Annotated in this window: 17 protein-coding genes; 8 read left to right on the top strand and 9 right to left on the bottom strand. The window is 73.2% G+C overall.

The window, feature by feature from the left end:
• Nucleotides 1–3 precede the first annotated feature (3 nt).
• Nucleotides 4–330, bottom strand: coding sequence for a hypothetical protein (locus EV383_RS24530; protein ID WP_130292114.1), 327 nt, complete (start codon nucleotides 328–330; stop codon nucleotides 4–6).
• A 206-nt stretch (nucleotides 331–536) separates the two neighbouring features.
• Here EV383_RS24530 and EV383_RS24525 point away from each other — a divergent pair, with 206 nt between their 5' ends.
• On the top strand, nucleotides 537–2,555 hold the full coding sequence (locus EV383_RS24525; protein WP_130292113.1) for a protein meaA: 2,019 nt from the start codon (nucleotides 537–539) through the stop codon (nucleotides 2,553–2,555).
• 36 nt (nucleotides 2,556–2,591) lie between these two features.
• Here the strand turns inward: EV383_RS24525 and EV383_RS24520 are convergent, their stop codons facing one another.
• The 5 genes from EV383_RS24520 to EV383_RS24500 form a co-directional block, all read right to left on the bottom strand.
• Complete coding sequence (locus EV383_RS24520; protein ID WP_130292112.1) at nucleotides 2,592–4,598, bottom strand: serine/threonine-protein kinase; 2,007 nt, start codon at nucleotides 4,596–4,598, stop codon at nucleotides 2,592–2,594.
• Complete coding sequence (locus tag EV383_RS24515) at nucleotides 4,595–5,344, bottom strand: FHA domain-containing protein (RefSeq protein WP_130292111.1); 750 nt, start codon at nucleotides 5,342–5,344, stop codon at nucleotides 4,595–4,597. Before EV383_RS24515 ends, EV383_RS24520 begins: the two co-directional genes overlap by 4 nt.
• 177 nt (nucleotides 5,345–5,521) lie before the next feature.
• Nucleotides 5,522–6,760 (bottom strand): hypothetical protein, encoded by a 1,239-nt coding sequence (locus EV383_RS24510; protein WP_130292110.1) that lies wholly within the window; start codon nucleotides 6,758–6,760, stop codon nucleotides 5,522–5,524.
• 13 nt (nucleotides 6,761–6,773) lie between these two features.
• Nucleotides 6,774–7,670, bottom strand: coding sequence for a transporter substrate-binding domain-containing protein (locus EV383_RS24505; protein WP_130292109.1), 897 nt, complete (start codon nucleotides 7,668–7,670; stop codon nucleotides 6,774–6,776).
• Between the two features lie 33 nt (nucleotides 7,671–7,703).
• A complete protein-coding gene (locus EV383_RS24500) occupies nucleotides 7,704–8,477 on the bottom strand; it encodes an enoyl-CoA hydratase-related protein (protein WP_130292108.1) in 774 nt (257 codons plus the stop codon).
• Between the two features lie 96 nt (nucleotides 8,478–8,573).
• On the opposite strand from EV383_RS24500, the gene EV383_RS31820 reads away from it, so the two are divergent.
• Nucleotides 8,574–9,296 carry a TetR/AcrR family transcriptional regulator gene (locus EV383_RS31820; RefSeq protein ID WP_207223649.1) on the top strand — a complete coding sequence of 241 codons (723 nt, stop codon included), beginning with the start codon at nucleotides 8,574–8,576 and terminating at the stop codon, nucleotides 9,294–9,296.
• Nucleotides 9,297–9,345: 49 nt separating this feature from the next.
• Nucleotides 9,346–10,581 (top strand): cytochrome P450 family protein, encoded by a 1,236-nt coding sequence (locus tag EV383_RS24490; RefSeq protein WP_130292107.1) that lies wholly within the window; start codon nucleotides 9,346–9,348, stop codon nucleotides 10,579–10,581.
• 3 nt (nucleotides 10,582–10,584) lie between these two features.
• Here the strand turns inward: EV383_RS24490 and EV383_RS24485 are convergent, their stop codons facing one another.
• Nucleotides 10,585–11,118 (bottom strand): NUDIX domain-containing protein, encoded by a 534-nt coding sequence (locus EV383_RS24485; RefSeq protein WP_207223867.1) that lies wholly within the window; start codon nucleotides 11,116–11,118, stop codon nucleotides 10,585–10,587.
• Nucleotides 11,119–11,165: 47 nt separating this feature from the next.
• On the opposite strand from EV383_RS24485, the gene EV383_RS24480 reads away from it, so the two are divergent.
• From EV383_RS24480 to EV383_RS24460, 5 genes are all read left to right on the top strand, one after another.
• Nucleotides 11,166–12,158: a helix-turn-helix transcriptional regulator gene (locus tag EV383_RS24480; protein WP_130292106.1), complete on the top strand. Its 993-nt coding sequence runs from the start codon at nucleotides 11,166–11,168 to the stop codon at nucleotides 12,156–12,158.
• A gap of 60 nt (nucleotides 12,159–12,218) precedes the next feature.
• Nucleotides 12,219–12,878, top strand: a complete 660-nt coding sequence (nucS, locus tag EV383_RS24475) for an endonuclease NucS (protein WP_130292105.1) — start codon at nucleotides 12,219–12,221, stop codon at nucleotides 12,876–12,878.
• A gap of 110 nt (nucleotides 12,879–12,988) precedes the next feature.
• Nucleotides 12,989–14,503, top strand: coding sequence for an aldehyde dehydrogenase family protein (locus EV383_RS24470; protein WP_130292104.1), 1,515 nt, complete (start codon nucleotides 12,989–12,991; stop codon nucleotides 14,501–14,503).
• 113 nt (nucleotides 14,504–14,616) lie between these two features.
• A complete protein-coding gene (locus tag EV383_RS24465) occupies nucleotides 14,617–16,401 on the top strand; it encodes a 3-hydroxyacyl-CoA dehydrogenase family protein (RefSeq protein ID WP_130292103.1) in 1,785 nt (594 codons plus the stop codon).
• Between the two features lie 56 nt (nucleotides 16,402–16,457).
• Nucleotides 16,458–16,718 (top strand): hypothetical protein, encoded by a 261-nt coding sequence (locus tag EV383_RS24460; RefSeq protein ID WP_423213661.1) that lies wholly within the window; start codon nucleotides 16,458–16,460, stop codon nucleotides 16,716–16,718.
• Between the two features lie 54 nt (nucleotides 16,719–16,772).
• Here EV383_RS24460 and EV383_RS24455 read toward each other — a convergent pair whose 3' ends face one another.
• Together EV383_RS24455 and ccrA are read right to left on the bottom strand one after the other, a co-directional pair.
• Nucleotides 16,773–17,960: a hypothetical protein gene (locus EV383_RS24455; protein WP_130292102.1), complete on the bottom strand. Its 1,188-nt coding sequence runs from the start codon at nucleotides 17,958–17,960 to the stop codon at nucleotides 16,773–16,775.
• Nucleotides 17,961–18,120: 160 nt separating this feature from the next.
• Entirely contained in the window at nucleotides 18,121–19,452 is a 1,332-nt protein-coding gene (ccrA, locus tag EV383_RS24450; RefSeq protein ID WP_130292101.1) for a crotonyl-CoA carboxylase/reductase, read from the bottom strand.
• Nucleotides 19,453–19,652: the final 200 nt, after the last annotated feature.

The raw sequence follows: 19,652 nt of genomic DNA, 5'->3' as shown, positions 1-19,652 counted from the left end.
GCCCTACTCCAGCGCGCCGCGGCTGAGCACGACGCGGGCGTCCTTGACGTCGTCCGGGAACACCAGCAGGCGGTAGCCGTCGAGACCGGCACGCGAGACCGTCGACCGGATGCCGTTGCCGTGCAGCCGCCCGCGCAGCACCTGGGCGGCGGACTCCGTCGGCACCCGGGAGACCTCTTCGAGCAGACCGTCGTCGACCGGGTCGGCCGGGTCGTTCACGGGAGGGCGCCGCGCGTTCTGGGTCCCGAACGTCCAGCGCAGGAGGAACACCATCGCGACGATGACGAGCGCCGCGACGCCGTACTCGAAGATCCCCTGAGGAACGCCCATCCGGTGATTGTGCGCGCCGCGCCCGGCCGACGCGCCCCGGCTCGCGTACCTCCCCGGAAGCAGGGGAGGTGGACCGATCCAGTGCGCGGTTTCCCGAACGATTCGCGTAGTTTTCCGACCAATCTGGTGTGACGAGGGTCGTCCGGTACCGGGCTTCGGGCTACCCGCCGGTAGGGTCCTCTCCGTCAACGACGCGGAGGTGTCCGGTGCCGTACCCGACCGATCGTGAGCGCGACCGCCCGTGGGTGATCCGCACCTATGCGGGGCACTCGTCGGCCGAGAAGACCAACGAGCTCTACCGGCGGAACCTGTCCAAGGGCCAGACCGGTCTCTCGGTGGCCTTCGACCTGCCCACCCAGACCGGCTACGACCCCGACGACGAGCTGGCCAAGGGCGAGGTCGGCAAGGTCGGCGTGCCGGTCAGCCACATCGGAGACATGCGCACCCTGTTCGAGGGCATCCCGATGGCCGAGGCCAACACCTCGATGACCATCAACGCCCCCGCCATGTGGCTGCTCGCGCTCTACGTCGCGGTCGCCGAGGAGCAGGCCGAGGAGCAGGGCCTCGACTACAGCGAGGTCCGTTCCAAGCTCGCCGGCACCACGCAGAACGACATCGTCAAGGAGTACCTGTCGCGGGGCACCTACGTGTTCCCGCCGGCTCCGAGCCTGCGCCTGATCACCGACATGGTGGCCTGGTCGGTGACCGAGATCCCCAAGTGGAACCCGATCAACATCTGCAGCTACCACCTGCAGGAGGCCGGGGCGACGCCGACGCAGGAGCTGTCCTACGCCCTGTGCACGGCGATCGCGGTGCTGGACTCGGTGCGCGACTCCGGGCAGGTGCCGCCGGAGAAGTTCGGTGACGTCGTCGGGCGGATCTCGTTCTTCGTCAACGCCGGTCTGCGCTTCGTCGAGGAGATGTGCAAGATGCGGGCCTTCGCCCGTCTCTGGGACGACATCACCCGCGAGCGCTACGGCGTCGAGAACCCCAAGCAGCGACGCCTGCGCTACGGCGTGCAGGTCAACTCGCTCGGGTTGACCGAGGCGCAGCCGGAGAACAACGTCCAGCGGATCGTGCTGGAGATGCTCGCGGTCACCCTGTCCAAGGACGCCCGTGCCCGCGCCGTGCAGCTGCCGGCGTGGAACGAGGCGATGGGCCTGCCGCGGCCGTGGGACCAGCAGTGGGCGCTGCGGATGCAGCAGGTGCTGGCCTACGAGACCGACCTGCTCGAGTACGAGGACATCTTCGACGGCAGCCACGTGATCGAGGCCAAGGTCTCCGAGCTCGTCGAGGGCGCACGGGCCGAGATCGACCGGGTGCAGGAGATGGGCGGCGCGGTCGCCGCCGTCGAGAGCGGCTACATGAAGGGCGAGCTGGTCAGCTCGCTGGCCGAGGGGCGTCGTCAGCTGGAGTCCGGCGAGCGCGTCGTGGTCGGGGTGAACAAGTTCGACACCACCGAGCCCAGCCCGCTGCAGGCCGAGGGCGCCGAGGCGATCTTCACCGTCGACCCAGCGACCGAGAAGGGTGCGATCGAGGCGATCGGACAGTGGCGCGCGGCCCGGGACGCGACCGCCGTCGAGGAGGCCCTGCGGGCGCTGCGCGACGCGGCGAAGACCGAGACGAACCTGATGCAGGTCTCGATCGACTGCGCCAAGGCCGGTGTCACGACCGGGGAGTGGTCCGGCGCGCTGCGCGAGGTGTTCGGCGAGTTCCGTGCCCCGACCGGGGTGTCGGCGGCCGTGTCGTCCGGGGAGGCCTCGGTGGAGATCGCGGACGTGCGTGAGCGGGTTCGCGCCACCGGCGAGGAGCTCGGCTCGAGGCTGCGGCTGCTGGTCGGCAAGCCCGGCCTGGACGGGCACTCCAACGGCGCCGAGCAGGTCGCGGTGCGGGCCCGCGACGTCGGGTTCGAGGTGATCTACCAGGGCATCCGCCTGACGCCGGCGCAGATCGTCTCGGCCGCGGTGCAGGAGGGCGTGCACGCGGTCGGGCTGTCGGTGCTCTCCGGGTCGCACCTCGAGGTGGTGCCGGCCGTGGTCCGCGGGCTGCACGACGCGGGCTCCGACGACGTGCCGGTCGTGGTCGGGGGCATCATCCCGCCGGAGGACGAGCGCAAGCTCCGCGAGGGCGGCGTGGCCGCGGTGTTCACGCCGAAGAACTACCAGCTCACCGACATGATGGACGAGCTGGTGACGCTGATCCGCGGAGCCAACGGGCTGAGCTGAGCGTGCCCGCCCCGCCCGGGTTCCCGACGGGCGGGGTCAGAGCCGGCCGTTCGCCGCGGTGACGAGACGGGCGGCGATGGCGCACTTCTGCTCGGTCGTGCCCGTTCCCTCGACCTTCACCCGCAGCTCCTCGGCACGCGGCTTGCCGTCGACGCCCAGGAACTGTCGGCGGGGGATCTCGCCGTTGCAGGAGTCGTCGTCCTGCTCGCGGACGAAGGCGGGTGCGCCCGGGACCGGGCGTCCGGTCTCCGACGGCGGGGCGTAGCGGTCGAAGGTCAGCGTGATCCCCAGCTCGGGGTCGCGGCCGTCGCTCCAGTCGCACGACCAGCCCGCGAAGCCGCGGTAGGTGTCGGTGCGCCGGTCCGGCGGCAGGAACGACAGGTCCTCGGGCCGGATCAGCGTGCACGCGTCCGCCGATCCCAGCGGATCCTGCGGGGCCGGCCGGCGGGGCACGCCGCGCTGCGCCAGCGTCGTCACCGCGGAGGCGACGGCCGCGTCGGCGACCGTGCAGGGCGCGGCGATCGGCGCCTGGTCGCCGGTGAAGGCCACGCTGATGTCGGCCTGCGTGCCGTCGGTGAGCAGGACGTAGCGCTCGCAGCTCACGTCGTCGGTCGGCGGGCGGCGCACCACCAGGAGGTCGCCGATCCGCTGCTGCTCGCCCTCCGGCGGGTCCGAGGCACTCGGGCGCCACCGCACCGGGACGTCGTAGGAGTCCGAGCCGCGCTGGGTCAGGTCGACCGAGCAGCCGGCGAGGTTGCCGTAGTCCGGGATCAGGGTCGGCTTCCCGAACGACGACAGGGCCGCCGGGTCGATCAGGCAGGGGTCGGCGGTGCGCTCGTCGCCGATGAGGACGGTGCCGACCGAGGCCGGCAGCGACGGCGGCCCGGAGGCGGCGGGCGTCTCCGGCTGCTGCCCCGAGCCCCGGATCAGGACCGTGCCGGCCACGACGGCGAGGGCGAGGACCACGGCGACCGCGGCCAGGACCGTCGGCCGCCGGTACCAGGGGCGGGACCCGTCGGAGGGCAGGTACGTGGGCTCCGAGTGCGGGGGAGTCGGCCCGGAACCGTCCCCGCGCGGGTCCGTCCCGTCCGGGCGCGGGGCACCGGGCGCCGGGGCCGTCCCCCCGGCCGTCCCCGCGGGGGTGACGGCCGGGTGCACCGGCTCGGGCCGGTCGGCCAGTGCCCAGAGCTGCTGGACGGCGTCCGCGGCGCTCGGGCGTCGGGCGGGGTCCGTGTCGGTCATGCAGGACACCAGCTCGCCCAGCGGCCCGCCGATCGTCGGCTCGGGGACCTCCTCGGCGGAGATCCGGCGGATCAGCTCGAGCGGGTTCTCGCCGCTCCACCCGAACGGCGGGGCTCCCTGGGTCACCGCGGCCAGCGTCGCGCCGAGTGCGTAGACGTCCGCGGCGGGGGTGGGGTCGCCGCCGCGCGCGACCTCCGGGGCGAAGTAGGCGGGGGTGCCGATCCCGGTCGGGATGAGCGTCTGGGAGCCCGGGATGTGCGAGATGCCGAAGTCCGCCAGCTTGGCCGACCCGACCGGGTCGCCGGGGGAGACCAGCACGTTGCCGGGCTTCACGTCCCGGTGCACGATGGCGGCGGCGTGGGCGGCGGCCAGGGCCTCGGCGACCTGGGCACCGATCCGCGCGGCCACGCCGGGGGTGAGCACCCCCAGCTCGGCGACGACGGCGCCGAGACTGCGCGAGGGCAGGTACTCCAGCACCAGCAGCGGCCCGTCGGCGTCGTCGATGACGTCGAAGATCGAGACGATCCGCGGGTGGTGCACCCGGGCGGCGATCTCGGCCTCGCGCAGGGTGCGCCGCCGGGCCTGCCCGGCCTCGGCGTCGTCGAACCCGCTCAGCAGGACCTGCTTGAGGGCGACCTCGCGCTTGAGCCGGGTGTCGGTGGCCCGGTAGACCACGCCCATCCCGCCGGAGCCGACGCGCTCGTGCACGCGGTAGCGGTCGGCGACCACACGGTCGTCCGCGGGGCCGGTGCCGGGCGGCCCGTTCCCGGGTGGTGGCCCGTTCCCGTGTGGCCCGGTCATCCGGCCGGGTCCGCGTCGAGCAGGGCCAGGTCGGTCGGGATGATCGTGGTCGAGCGCAGCAGCTCGGAGATCAGGCTCTCGTTCAGTGCGTTGCCGACCGGGTCGCCCCACTCCTCGCGGGTCAGCCCGGGCACGCCGGCCTTGGACAGCCGGGCCCGGATCGCCGTCACCAGGTGCTCGACGCGGCGGTGCGTCCAGCCGGCGTCGGGCTGCACGCGCGCCACCTCGGCCTCGACCTGGCGCCAGGACTGCGGCGCCGGCTGCGGCTCGTGCTGCAGGTAGCGACGGGCGAGCGCGACCAGGACGAGGTGCTCGGTCGCGTCCATCGGCCAGGTGCGCGGGGCCCGGGTGTGGTCGTCGGGACGGACCGGCGCGCTCCGGTCGGGGCCGCTGACCCGGATCTCCAGCGCGTGCTCACGTCCGCTGGACCCGGTGACGAACAGCAGCGTGTACCCCGGCGCCAGTGGGATCGGCGGCTCGGACTCGAACAGCATCCTGCGGTCCGGGAATCGGATCGGGGTGCGGCCGGTGGTACGCACGCACCAGCTCCCGTCGTCGAAGAACAGGGTCCCGTGGTGACGGCTCACCTGGGGGTCGTCCTCGCCGACGCAGACGTGCACCTCCGGCCGGTTCCGGCCGAACAACAGCTCGCGGCCCTGTTTCGGGCCGACCGTGATGCCCCCGGTCAGCGCCTGTACGAAGATCGTGTTCTCGACGGCAGGCGGGGCCTGCGTGCGCCCGTCCATGTAGATCCTCCTCGGCGCAGAGACTAGGTCGCCGAGGGCCCACTCGGCATCATGGGCACGCGATCGCCCACGACGGTCCGGGAGGGCTCCCGGCGCACCGGGCCCACACTCGTCCCCGTCCGGCCCCGGCGGCGTGCGGATCGAGGGGTCATGCCGCCCGGGCCGGCGACCGTTCTCTCAGGCGTCCTCCTTCTCGCTGCCCCGCTTGCGCAGGAACGAGAACCCGGGGACGCCGTTGATCGCCTGACGGACCTCCTTGAGGACGTCGAGGAGCTCGTGCACGTCCGGCCCGACCCGGTCCAGCGTGGCCAGGATCGGCAGGATGTCGGACTCGACGCTCTCGGTCACCGTCGGCAGGGTGTCGACGAGCTTGATCGCGGCCTGCAGCTCCGCCTCGGAGAACTCCTCGACGAAACGGCTCGCCAGCGGTGCGGCCCGCCGGGCCATCGGGACGTAGAGGTCGAGCAGCTCGGTCGCGGTCGTGCTGGCGCCCGACGCCGCCTCGACGACCTCGCCGGCCCGGGAGGCGACCGCGTTCGCGGCCTCCACGACGCCGGTCGCGTTCTCGGCGACCCCACCGACCCGGGCCACCAGCCCGGTGGCGTCCTCGGCGACGACCGACACCCGCCGGACGAGCCCCGAGGCGTCGTCGGCGACGGCGTCGACGCGCGTGACGAGCCCGGTCGCGTTCTCCGCGACGACCGACACGCGCTCCACCAGACCGGTCGCGGAGTCCGAGACCACGGAGACGCGCTCGACCAGACCGGTCGCCTCGTCGGCGACGGTGGAGACGCGCTCCACGAGTCCGGTGGCGCTGTCGGCGACGGTCGACACGCGGTCGACGAGTCCGGTCGCGCTGTCGGCCACGACGGAGACCCGCTCGACCAGCCCCGTCGCGTCCTCGGCCACCGTCGAGACGCGGTCGACGAGCCCGGTGGCGTTCTCGGCGACGGTGGAGACGCGGTCGACGAGCCCGGTCGCGTTCTCCGCGACGACGGACACGCGTTGCACCAGCCCGGTCGCGGAGTCCGCGACGACCGAGACACGCTCGACGAGCCCGGTGGCCGAGTCCGCGACGGTGGAGACCCGCGTGATCAGACCGGTGGCGTCGTCGGCGACGGTCGAGACCCGGGTGACGAGCCCGGTGGCGGTGTCGGCGACGGTGTCCACGCGCTCGATCAGGGTGCTCGCGCGGGCGGCGACGTCGTCGACGCGGTCGAGCAGACCGTCGACCCGGTCGGCGATCGTGTGGATCCGGCCGACGAGCCCGGCGACGTCGTCGAGCAGGTCGGCGGCCCGGGACGGCAGCGACGCCACCACCTCGGCCGCGTCGCCGGTCCAGTCGAGGACCGTCGCCGCCCCGGAGAGAACCTCGGTCGGTCCGGGGACGGTCAGCCCGGCGATGCGCAGTGCCATGACCGCGATCCTGTCAGGAGGAGGGCGAACGGGCACACAGCGACTCGGTGGTCAGGCCGGGCGGGGGCAGGTTGTCGGCGGTGAAGCCGAACGGCGCGGTCAGCTCCAGCCAGCGCCCGGAGGACTGCAGCGCCGTCAGCCCCTGGTCGAACGCGGCGCGGAACTCGGTGTCCTCGGGCCGGAACGCGAACGCGCCCGCGCCCAGGGCCCGCCTACCGTCGACGACCGGGTAGAAGCCCCGCGTGACCTCGACGTTCGTGGCGGCGTTGCGGCGCACCTCGTCGAGCAGCGAGATGCGGGTCAGCGCGCCGACCTCGACCGTGCGGTCGGCGACGCCGCGGAACAGGGCGCTCTGCGAGTCGAACGTCGTGATCAGCGTCGGCGGGATGCCGGCGGCCAGCGCGTACTCCTGCTCGGCGCTCGCCTCGAGCACGCCGAGCCGGGTCGAGGTGTTGCGGACGCCCTTGAGCGTGAGCAGGCCCCGCGGGTTGCCCGAGGGCACGAGCAGGCCGGTGGCGGCGACGAAGTCGGGGCGGGAGAAGCCGACCTGCTGGCAGCGCCGCGGGGTGATCGACAGGCCGACCGTGATCATGTCGAACTGTCCGTCGCGCAGACCGCTGATCAGCCGGTCGAACGGGAGCTGGACGGCCACCAGGCCACCGCCGCCGAGACCGGTGACGACGGCCCGGGCCACCTCGGGGCTCTCACCGGTCGCCCGGCCGGAGGAGTCGGTGAAGCCGAAGGGGCGCTCGCCGTCCAGCCCGATCGTGATGTCGCCGCCGGAGCGCAGCCGCTGCAGCGGATCGCCGCCGGAGCCTCCGCACCCGGCGAGCACCGTGCCGCCGAGCGTGGCCGCGGCTCCCGCGCCGGCGAGCCGCAGCAGACGTCTACGTGTCAGTTCCCGGGTCATGACAGGGCGGAGCCTAGGTGATCGGTCCCGCGGTCAGTCCGTCCACTCCGGGTGGCGCTTGTCCAGGAACGAGGCCATCCCCTCGCGGGCGCCCGGGCTCTGCGACATCGACGCCATCACCTCGACGGCGATCGCGTAGGCGTCGGCCTCGGGGCGGTCGAGCTGGGCGTGGAGGGTCTGCTTGCCGACGGCCTTGGAGAAGCGGCTGCCGCGGGTGGCGCGGGCCAGGAGGTCGTCGACCCGTGCGTCCAGCTCGTCGTCGGCGACGGCGTAGTTGACCAGGCCCCAGTCGGCGGCGGTCGCGGCGTCGACCGCGTCGCCGGTCAGGGCCATCTCCATCAGGCGCTTGCGGCCGATGTTCCGCGCGACCGGGACGGCCGGGGTGTGGCAGAACCAGCCGCCCTTGCCGCCGGGCAGGGCGAACGTCGCCGACTCCGCGGCCACCGCCAGGTCGCACGAGGCGACGAGCTGGCAGCCCGCCGCCCACGCGGTCGCGTGCACCCGGGCGATCACGACCTGCGGCACGTCCTCGATCGTCCGCATGACCGTGGTGCACAGACGCAGCAGGTCGCGCACCCCGGCGAGGTCGCGACCGGCGACGTCACCGAAGTCGTGCCCGGAGGAGAAGGCCTTCCCCTCGCCGGCCAGGACGATCCCGGTCGCGTCGGAGCGGCCCGCGGTCTCGAACGCGTCCAGCAGCTCGCGCAGGTGCTCCTCGGTCAGCGAGTTGCGGCGCTGCGGCCGGTTCATCGTGATCCGGACGGTGTCGCCCTCGTTCTTGACCAGCAGGTGTTCGTAGTCGGCCATGCCGTCGACGGTATCTCGACACCGGACCCCGGCGGGTCTACCGTGACCACATGACCAGAGTTCGAATCTGGTCATATGGTCAGAAACGGAGGGCGAATGAGCGCAGAACCGGCCGGACCGGACACCGGCGAGCGCGCCGACCGCGTGCTCGACTCCGCCGCGGACCTGCTGCTGCGCTGGGGGTACCGGCGGGTGACGATCGAGGACGTCGCGCGGCACGCCGGGATCGGCAAGGGCACCGTCTACCTGCACTTCCGGACGAAGGACGCGCTGTTCCTGACTGTCCTGCTGCGGTCGCAGCGCCGGACGTTCACCGACCTGGCCGACCGGATGGAGACCGACCCCGCGGTCGCGCTGCCGTGGCGGATGGTCCGGATCGTCTACGAGGCACTGCAGTCCGACGAGCTCGCCCGGGTGCTCTACATGGGCGACGCCGAGGTGCTCGGACGGCTCGTGCAGGAGTCGGCCGGCACGCTCGGCGAGCTGGCGGCGCGGCGCAACGAGATCGTGCGCGCGCACTTCCGGCTGCTGCGCGAGGCCCGGCTGGTCGCCACCGACCTGCCGCTGGACGAGCAGGTGCACGGGTACGGCGCCGTCACCACGGGGTTCTTCGTCGCCGCCGGCACCCCGCCGGAGGCCGACCCGTTCGCGCCCACCGACCCCGTCCGCCGGGCCGAGCTGCTCGAGCACGTCCTGCGCTCGGTCCTGGCCGGGCCCGCCGACCCGGACGCCGTCGCGGACGTCGCGCCCGCCGTCGCCGCGCTCTACCGCCCGCTCGTCGAGCACATCGACACCGAATGGCAACGCCGCGCCCGGTGACCCCGGGCGGCGTCAGGAAGGGCTGTGCCCCATGAGAGAGGAAGGGCCCATGACCACCACACCCGTCGACCTGTTCTCGCCGGATCTGCTGGCCGACCCCTACGCCGGGTTCGCGCGCCTGCGCGAGCAGGCGCCCGTGCTGACGGCGAGCATGATGGGCGGCCCGCCGATGTGGCTGGTCACCCGCTACGCCGACGTGCGCACCGTGCTCACCGACCCGCGGTTCGCGAACAACCCGGCCACCGCGGGCGGGCCGGACATCCGGGCGGCGCTGATGGCGCAGCTGGGGATGCCCGAGGAGATGACCGACTACCTCGCCCAGAACATCCTCAACTCCGACGGCGCGGACCACACCCGGCTGCGCAAGCTCGTCTCCCGTGCGTTCACCGTCCGCCGGGTCTCCGCGCTGCGGCCCCGGGTCGAGGAGATCACCGCCGGGCTGCTGGACGACCTCGCCGCGGCCGGCGCCGGCGGCACCCCGGTCGACCTCGTGGAGGCGTTCGCCTACCCGCTGCCGATCACCGTGATCTGCGAGCTGGTCGGCATCGACGAGCCGGAGCGCGCGCAGTGGCACCGCTGGGGCCGGGACCTGTCGGCGATGGACCGCGAGGCGATGCCGGTCGCGCTGACCGAGATGGTCGCCCACGTCCAGGACATGATCGCCCGCCGGCGTGCGGAGCCGGCCGACGACCTGCTGACGGCACTGGTGGCGGCACAGGAGGACGACGGCGACCGGCTCACCGACAAGGAGATGGTCACCATGGTGATCGCCCTGGTGATCGCCGGGCACGAGACCACCGCGCACCTGGTGAGCAACGCCGTCCTGGCCCTGCTGACCAACCCGGACCAGCTCAACCGCCTCCGCGCGGACGACTCGCGCTGGCCGCAGGCCGTGCACGAGCTGATGCGCCTGCGCGGGCCGGTGCAGATCCTGCAGACCCGGTACGCGACGACCGAGGTGGAGCTGGACGGGACGACGATCCCGGCCGGTGCGCCGGTGCAGGCCGTCGTCGTCTCCGCCAACACCGACCCGCGCGAGTTCGACGACCCGGACCGGCTCGACGTCGACCGCGATACCGGGCGCGGCGAGGGCCACCTCGGGTTCGGCCAGGGTGCGCACTACTGCCTGGGTGCGGCACTGGCCCGTCAGGAGGCGGAGGTCGCGCTGCGGGCGTTGTTCACCCGCTTCCCGGATCTGCGCCTGGCGGTCCCGGCCGAGGAGATCCGGTTCGTGGAGCGCCCCGGCTTCCGCCGGGTGGAGGCGCTGCCCCTGACCGGGTTCTGAGGGTCAGCGGGCGTCGTGCAGGCGCAGGAGGGTGTAGGCGGCGAGGGTCTGGGCGTCGGTGAGCTCACCGCGGGCGATCTTCGCGTCGAACTCGGCGGGGCTGAACCAGGCCGCGCGCATGTCCTGCTCGGTGTGCTCGCGCCGTGGCGGCCCGGCGGTCAGCTCGGTGGCCAGGTAGACGTGCCCGCGCTGGCTGGACATGCCGGGCGCGACGTCGAGCATGCCGAGCAGCTCCATCCGTCCCGCGACCAGGCCGGTCTCCTCGACCAGCTCGCGCACCGCGAGCTCGGCCGGGTCCTGGTCGGCGCGCTCGGGCGCGGTACCGGCCGGGAACTCCCAGCGGCGCTCGCCGACCGGGTAGCGGAACTGTTCAACCAGGTGCAGCGCTCCGGCGTCGTCGCGCGGGACGACGAGGGCGTAGGTCGGCTTGTCGACCACGCCGTAGATCCCCTCGCTGCCGTCCGGGCGGCGGATGCCGTCCTCGCGGACGGTCATCCAGGAGTTCGCGTAGACCTGCCGGCTGCTGAGGGTCTCGATGCGCACGCTCCCACTGTGGCGGGCGGGCGTGCGGCACGATCACCGGGGTGCGCGCCTCCCGCCTGGTCACCCTGCTGTTCGTGCTGCAGCGGCGCCGCGCGGCCACGGCGTCCGAGCTGGCCGCGGAGCTGGAGGTCTCCGAGCGCACGATCTACCGTGACGTCGCCGCGCTCACCGAGGCCGGCGTCCCGCTGTGGACCGAGCCCGGGCCGTCCGGCGGGATCCGTCTGGTCGAGGGCTGGCGTTCCCGCCTCGACGGCCTGACCGCGCCGGAGGCGGCCGCGATCCTCGGTGTCGCCGCGCCGCAGGTCCTGGCCGATCTGGGCCTGAGCTCGGCGCTGGCCGGGGCGCAGGCCAAGCTGCTCGCGACGCTGCCCGAACCGCTGCGCGCGCACGCGGCGATGGTCGCCGAGCGGGTGCACCTCGACGCCCCGGGCTGGTTCCACACCCCGCGCGAGGTCACGGCGCTGTCGACGGTGGCCGAGGCGGTCTGGTCGCAGCAGGTGCTCCACGTGCGCTACCGGCGCGGCGTGGGGGAGAACGCGACCGAGGTGGAACGGACGGTCGAGCCGCTGGGCCTCGTGCTCAAGGCGGGGGTCTGGTACCTGGTCGCGGCGGTCGCCGACGGGGGAGAGGTGCCGGTGCGGACCTACCGGCTCGACCGGATCGCGGGCGCGACGCCGTCCGGGGCGACGTTCTCCCGTCCCGCGGACTTCGACCTGGCCGCGCACTGGGCGCAGGGGGCGCGACGGTTCGAGGGGTCGCTGCTGCGGGCGAGCGTGCGCCTGCGGCTGTCCCCGCGGGGCCTGCGCCGGCTCCCGCTCGTCACCGACACCGAGGCCGCGCAGCGAGCCGTCGACGCCGCGCAGGAACAGGACGACGGCTGGTCGCTGGTCACGCTCGAGACCGAGGGCGACGAGATCATCGCCGGGCAGCTGCTGTCCCTCGGCCCGGAGGTGGAGGTGCTGGAACCGGCGGCGGTGCGCTACCGCCTGGCCGCGACCGCCCGTCGCGTCGCGGAGCTGAACGCCGATTCGTGACGACCCGGGCGTGGTGGGTCGGGCGCGGCCGGCCGGGCGCGCGTCCCTACAGTGGCCCGGGTGCGTCTCGTCATCGCCCGCTGCCAGGTGGACTACGTCGGCCGGCTGACCGCCCATCTGCCGATGGCACCCCGGTTGCTGCTGGTCAAGGCGGACGGGTCGGTCAGCATCCACGCCGACGACCGCGCCTACAAGCCGCTGAACTGGATGACCCCGCCGTGCTGGCTCACCGAGGAGCCCGGTGTGTGGACGGTGAAGAACAAGGCCGACGAGTCGCTGGTGATCACCATCGACGAGGTGCTGCACGACTCCAGCCACGAGCTCGGCGTGGACCCGGGCCTGGTCAAGGACGGCGTCGAGGCACACCTGCAGGAGCTGCTCGCCGCGCACCCGACGACGCTCGGGGACGGCTACACGCTCGTCCGCCGCGAGTACATGACCGCCGTCGGGCCGGTGGACCTGCTCTGCCGCGACGCCGAGGGCCGCCACGTCGCGATCGAGGTCAAGCGCCGTGGCGAGATCGACGGCGTCGAGCAGCTGACCCGCTACCTCGAGCTGATGAACCGCGACCCGCTGCTCGCCCCGGTCGCCGGGGTGTACGCGGCGCAGCAGATCAAGCCGCAGGCGAAGACGCTGGCCACCGACCGCGGGATCCGCTGCGTGACCGTCGACTACGACGCCCTGCGCGGCATGACGAGTACGGACCTGCGCCTGTTCTGAGCCGGTCGTGAGCGGACATCGTCGCTCCGGCGGTGATTTCCGTGCACGGGGGGTCGGGTGGGCCACGTTCGGCACCGCCGGACCGGTGGTCGCGGCCTAGGGTTGCGCGCGTGAGCGTCACCGAAGCCCCCGCCGCCAGCACGGACGAGAACCCCACGTTCGCCTCCCTCGACCCGCGCACGGGCGCGGAGGTGGGACGGCACCCGATCCACGACGGCGCGCACGTCCGCGCCGCCGTCGCCGCGGCCGCCGAGGCCGCGACCTGGTGGGAGGAGCTGGGCTTCGCCGGACGGCGCAAGCGGCTCGGTGCGTGGCGCAAGGTGCTCGTCGCCCAGCTCGACCGGCTGGCCGAGGTGATCCGGTCCGAGACCGGCAAGCCGTTCGACGACGCGCGCCTGGAGCTGGTGCTCGCGATCGACCACCTGGACTGGGCGCTGAAGAATGCCGAGGGCGTGCTGAAGAAGCGCAGCGTCGCGCCGGGGCTGCTGATGGCCAACCAGGCCGCGACGCTGGCCTACCGGCCGTTCGGCGTGATCGGCGTGATCGGTCCGTGGAACTACCCGGTCTTCACCCCGATGGGCTCGATCGCCTACGCCCTCGCGGCCGGCAACACCGTCGTGTTCAAGCCCAGCGAGCTGACGCCCGGCGTCGGCGTCGCGCTGGCCCGCACGCTCGCCGAGGCGATCCCCGAGTCGGCGGCGCACCCGCTGCTCACCGTCGTCACCGGGTTCGGGCAGACCGGCGCCGACCTCTGTGGCGCCCCGGGCGTCGGGAAGATCGCGTTCACCGGGTCGACCGCGACCGGGCGCAAGGTCATGGCCGCGGCGTCACAGAACCTGACGCCGGTGCTGATCGAGTGCGGCGGCAAGGACCCGCTGATCGTCGCCCCGGACGCCGACATCACCGCCGCCGCGGACGCCGCGGTCTGGGGCGGGATGTCCAACGCCGGGCAGACGTGCGTCGGGGTGGAGCGCGTCTACGTCGTGGACTCCGTCGCCGACGCCTTCCTCGCCGCCGTCACCGCGGGGGCCCGCAAGCTGCGCGTCAGCACCGTGACCGCCGACGGCGACATCGGCCCGATGACGATGCCGTCGCAGACCGACGTCGTGCGCCGGCACGTCACCGACGCGATCGAGCGCGGGGGACGGGCCGTCGTCGGCGGGGCGGACTCGGTCGGGGAGACCTCGGTCGACCCGGTCGTGATCGTCGACGTGCCGGAGGACTCCAGTGCCGTCACCGAGGAGACGTTCGGGCCGCTGCTCGTCGTCAACCGCGTCCCGGACGTCGACGAGGCGGTTCGCCGCGCCAACGCCACCGGCTACGGCCTCGGCGCCACCGTGTTCTCGGACAAGGACGGCGACACGATCGCCGCGCGCCTGCGCTGCGGGATGGTGTCGGTGAACGGCGTCATCTCCTTCGCCGCGATCCCGGCGCTGCCCTTCGGCGGCGTCGGCGACTCCGGGTTCGGCCGCATCCACGGCGCCGACGGCCTGCGCGAGTTCACCCGCCCGCAGGCCGTCGCCCGTCAGCGTTTCGCCCTGCCGATCGCGGTGACCAGCTTCCAGCGGACGGCCAGGGGCATGTCGGCGCTGGTCGGTCTCGTCCGCACCCGCCACGGCCGCTGACGCGCGTCCGGCCCTGACCGCAAGGGGTGGCGCAGGTCGCACGGGTTACCCATGGGTAGCGCGTCGATGGCAGGATCACGCGCGATCGGGCGTCGAACATGGAGGTTGGCAGCGTGGCACGCGAGTTCCGGACGGTCGGAGTAGTCGGCCTGGGCACGATGGGCGCGGGGATCGTGGAGGTCTTCGCGCGTAGCGGCCTGCCGGTCGTCGCGGTGGAGGTCGACGCGGCCGCGGGCGAGCGGGGCCGCACGCACCTGGAGGCGTCCACCTCGCGCGCGGTCAAGCGCGGGAAGCTGAGCCAGGAGCAGGCCGACGAGCTGCTCGGGCGCATCACGATCGCGACCTCGCTGTCCGACCTGGCCGGGGTCGACCTCGTGGTCGAGGCGATCCCGGAGAGCCTCGACGCCAAGGCCAAGCTGTTCGCCGAGGTGGACAAGGTCGTCGGCGAGGACACGATCCTCTGCTCCAACACCTCCTCGCTCTCGGTCACCGAGCTGGCCGTGCGCACCGGGCGTCCGGGCAAGGTCGTCGGGATGCACTTCTTCAACCCGGCGCCGGTGCAGAAGCTCGTCGAGCTGGTGCGCACCGTCGTCACCGAGCCCGACGTCGTCGACGACGTGAAGGCGTTCGCCGAGTCGCTGGACAAGGTCGCCGTCGTGATCGGCGACCGGGCCGGGTTCATCGCGAACGCGCTGCTGTTCGGCTACCTCAACCACGCCGCGCGGATGTACGAGGAGTCCTACGCCAGCCGCGAGGACCTCGACGCCGGCATGCGCTACGGCTGCGGCTACCCGATGGGCCCGCTGGCGCTGCTCGACCTGATCGGCCTGGACACCGCCTACGAGATCCTCGAGACGATGTACGCCGAGTCGCGCAATCTGCTGCACGCCCCGGCCCCGGTGTTCAAGCAGATGATCACCGCCGGGCTGCTCGGCCGGAAGTCCGGCCGCGGCTTCTACACCTACGAGGCCGCGCACTCCTCGACCGTCGTGCCGGACAAGCTGACCCCGGCCTCGACGATCCCCGAGGACGCGACCGTCCGCGACATCGGCCGGGTCGGCGTCGTCGGCACCGGCACGATGGCCAGCGGCATCGTCGAGGTGTTCGCCAAGGCCGGCTACGACGTGCTGGTCCGCGGCCGCAGCGAGTCCAAGGTCGAGGGTGCGGTCGCGACCGTGCGCAAGTCACTGGACAAGTCGGTCGCCCGCGGCCGTCTGGAGGAGGCCGACCGGGACACGATCCTGGCCCGGGTCTCCGGCACCACCGCGCTCGAGGACTTCGCCGACGTCGACCTCGTGGTCGAGGCCGTCGCCGAGGAGCTCGACGTCAAGCGGGCGATGTTCGGTGCGCTGGACGAGATCTGCAAGCCCGGCGCCATCCTGGCCACCACGACGTCGTCGCTGCCGGTCGTCGAGTGCGCCGCGGCCACCTCGCGGCCCGGCGACGTGATCGGCATGCACTTCTTCAACCCGGCCCCGGCGATGAAGCTTGTCGAGGTCGTGTCCACGATCGGCACGTCGGCCGACGCCGCGGCGACGATCCTCGACGTCTGCCAGAAGCTCAAGAAGGTCCCGGTGAGCTGCGGCGACCGCGCCGGGTTCATCGTCAACGCGCTGCTGTTCCCGTACCTCAACGACGCGGTGAAGATGCTCGAGGCGCACTACGCCACCGCCGACGACATCGACGCGGCCATGAAGACCGGCTGTGCGCTGCCGATGGGGCCGTTCGAGCTGCTCGACGTCGTCGGGCTGGACGTGTCGCTGGCGATCGAGCGCTCGCTGTACTCGGAGTTCCGGCAGTCCGGGTTCGCCCCGGCGCCGCTGCTCGAGCACCTCGTCACCGCCGGACGCCTGGGCCGCAAGACCGGCCACGGCTTCCGGGACTACGCCAAGCGGTAGGCGGTATGGCGCGCGGACGACGGCCCCGCCCCGCTCAGCGCGGGCGGGGCCGACCCGTGGCCCCACCGCTCGGGGCCTCGATGGTCACGCAACGCGAGTCCGGCCGCGACGGCGAGTGGAACGTCCGGCACGTCCCGGGCGGCTCCTCGGTGAAGGACTACCGCTGTCCCGGGTGCGACCAGATGGTGCCCTCGGGCAAGGGGCACGTCGTGGCGTGGCCGGCCGAGGGCTACGGCGGGGTCGAGGACCGCCGGCACTGGCACCTGCCGTGCTGGAACGCCCGGGAACGCCGGCGTCCGGGGTTCCGGCGGCACTGAACGCCGCACCGGCCCCGCTGTCTCCTCCGGCGACGGCCGGTCCCGCGGGACGGGTCAGATGACCCGCGCGGTGCGCTGGGGCTCCGGCCGCGCGCCGTTCTGGGCCGGGACACCGCTGCTCTCGGTGGAAGCGTCGCCGGTGGGCTCCTCGGAGCCGGCGTCGGCGTGCCGGGCTCCGGGCGGGCCGCCCAGGACGCCCAGCTCGGCGTCGATGGTCGCCCGGCTGCGACGGAGCTGGTCGGCCACCTGCCCGCGCAGGGCGGTCAGCTCGTCGACCTTGCGCTGCGCCTCGTCGACCAGCTCGCCGGCGTTGCGCTCGGCCTCGGCGCGGATCTGGCGGGCCTGCTCGTCGGCCTCGGCCCGGGTGCGCTGGGCCTGCTCGGCCGTCGTGCGGCGGGTGCGGGCGTTCTCGTCGGCCAGCGCGGCACGCTCGGCCACCAGCGCGGCGAGCGCCTCCTGACGGCGCTGGTCCATCGCGATCTTGAAGTCGCGGTCGACGGTGGTCCGCGTCGACTCGGACTCGGTCTCCAGCCGGGTGCGCTCGGCCTCCGAGGCGCTCTCGGCCTCGCGGATCCTGCGTGCGCTCTCGGTCTCGCGCTCGCCGGTCTCGCGTTCGACCCGCTCCCGTAGCTCGGTGGTCTCCCGCTCGGTCCGCTCGCGCTGCTCGGCCAGCTCTCGCTCGATGGTCTCGCGCTTCTCGGCGAGCTCGCGCTCGGTGGCGTCGCGGTGCTGGGCGACCTCGCGCTCGGTGCTGCTGCGCAGCTCGGCGATCGCGGCCCGCTCGGCGTCGGCGGCCGAGGCGGCACGCTCGGTGTCCGCGGCGGCGTCGGCGACGAGGCGCTGGGCCTCGGCACGGGCCTCGGTCACGATCTGGCGGGCGTGGTCCTCGCCCTGACGGCGCTGCTCGGCGATCTCGGCGTCGGCGCGGGTGTGCATCTCGGCGACCTCGTCCTCGGCCAGCCGGAGCATCGACCGCAGGCGTTCGCTCATGCCCTGGACGCTCTGTGGGGGACCGGCGAGGCGGTTCACCTGCTGGTGCAGGGCCTCGCTGCGGGTCCGGGCGTCGTCGAGTTCGCGACCCAGCCTCGCGTTCTGGGCCACGGCGGCGTCCCGGTCCGCCGCGAGCATGCGCACCTCGGCGTCGAGCCGTCGAAGGTGACTGTCCACCTGCGCCTGGTCATAGCCCCGCCGGGTGATCGTGAATCCGGTCCGGGGAACGGGAGCGTGCTGGTCACCGGCCATGTCCCCCACCGTACCGCCGTCGCGCGTCATTGCGGTGTGTACGCGGCCGGACGCGAGATGGTTCACCCCGTCCACGCACGAGGGCCCCCTCCGGGTGAACGGAGGGGGCCCTCGGGTGAGCGGGTGCGGAGGCGGTCGGACCCCGCGTCAGCGCAGGCGGTCAGACCCCGCGGAAACGGTTGATCGCGTCCAGGTGCTGCTCGCGCAGCTCCGGGTTCGTGACGCCCAGGCCCTCCTCCGGGGACAGGGCCAGCACGCCGACCTTGCCCTGGTGCAGGTTCTGGTGCACGTCGTTGGCCGCCTGGCCGGTCTCGGCCAGCGGGTACACGCGCGACAGGGTCGGGTGGACCATGCCCTTGGCGATCAGCCGGTTGGCCTCCCAGGCCTCGCGGTAGTTCGCGAAGTGCGAGCCGACGATCCGCTTGAGGTTCATCCACAGGTAGCGGTTGTCGAACTCGTGCATGTAGCCCGACGTCGAGGCGCACGTGACGATCTGGCCGCCCTTGCGGGTGACGTAGACGCTCGCGCCGAACGTCTCGCGGCCCGGGTGCTCGAACACGATGTCCGGGTCGTCGCCGCCGGTCAGCTCGCGGATCTTCGCGCCGAGACGCTTCCATTCCTTGGGGTCCTGGGTCTGCGGGTCGGACCAGAACTTGTAGCCCTCGGCGTTGCGGTCGATGACCAGCTCGGCCCCCATGTCGTGGCAGATCTTGGCCTTCTCCGGCGAGGACACGACGCAGATCGGCGTCGCGCCGCCGTTGAGGGCGAACTGGGTCGCGTAGGAGCCCAGACCGCCGGACGCGCCCCAGATCAGGACGGTGTCGCCCTGCTTCATGTCCGCGCCGTTCTTGGACACGAGCTGCCGGTAGGCGGTGGAGTTCACCAGCCCGGGGGCGGCGGCCTCCTCCCAGCTCAGGTGCTCGGGCTTGGGCATGAGCTGGTTGGACTTGACCAGCGCGAGCTCGGCGAGCCCGCCGAAGTTCGTCTCGAAGCCCCAGATGCGCTGCTCCGGGTCCATCATCGTGTCGCCGTGCCCGTCCGGGCTCTCCAGCTCGACCGAGAGGCAGTGCGCGACGACCCGGTCGCCGGGCTTCCAGGTGTTGACGCCCGGGCCGGTGCGCACGACGACGCCGGCCAGGTCGGAGCCCACCACGTGGTAGGGCAGGTCGTGGCGCTTGGCCAGCGGGGAGAGCTTGCCGTAGCGGCGCAGGAAGCTGAACGTCGAGACCGGCTCGAAGATGGAGGTCCAGACGGTGTTGTAGTTGATGGCGCTCGCCATCACCGCGACCAGCGCCTCGCCCGGGCCGAGCTCGGGGGTGGCGACCTCCTCCAGGCGCAGGCTCTTGCGGGGGTCCTTGTCCCGCGTGGCCAGGCCGTCGAACATCTCGGCGTCCTCGGCGCGCACCGTGACCCCGTTGTAGTGGTCGGGGACCTCGAGGGATCCGACGGCGTCGAACTCCTGGGCGAGGATGGCGTCTCGGATGTCATGCACGGCTGGCCTCCGTTGGCGTGGTCGGCGGTGCTCTGCGTTGTCTGAACGGAGCAAGTGCTTGGTATACCAAAGTTACTGCGCAGTATGGTACTGGCGGGATGAGGGTAACCGCGCCGGCGCAGGGTTTCATCGTGACGGGTGCCACGGGGTCCCGGCCCTCTCCGGGAGGCCAGGTACCTGCGACGACGCGGTGCCGGACG

This window comes from Pseudonocardia sediminis, assembly GCF_004217185.1.
Classification (GTDB): Bacteria; Actinomycetota; Actinomycetes; order Mycobacteriales; family Pseudonocardiaceae; genus Pseudonocardia; species Pseudonocardia sediminis.
This window is presented reverse-complemented; position numbering and strand designations above follow the sequence as displayed.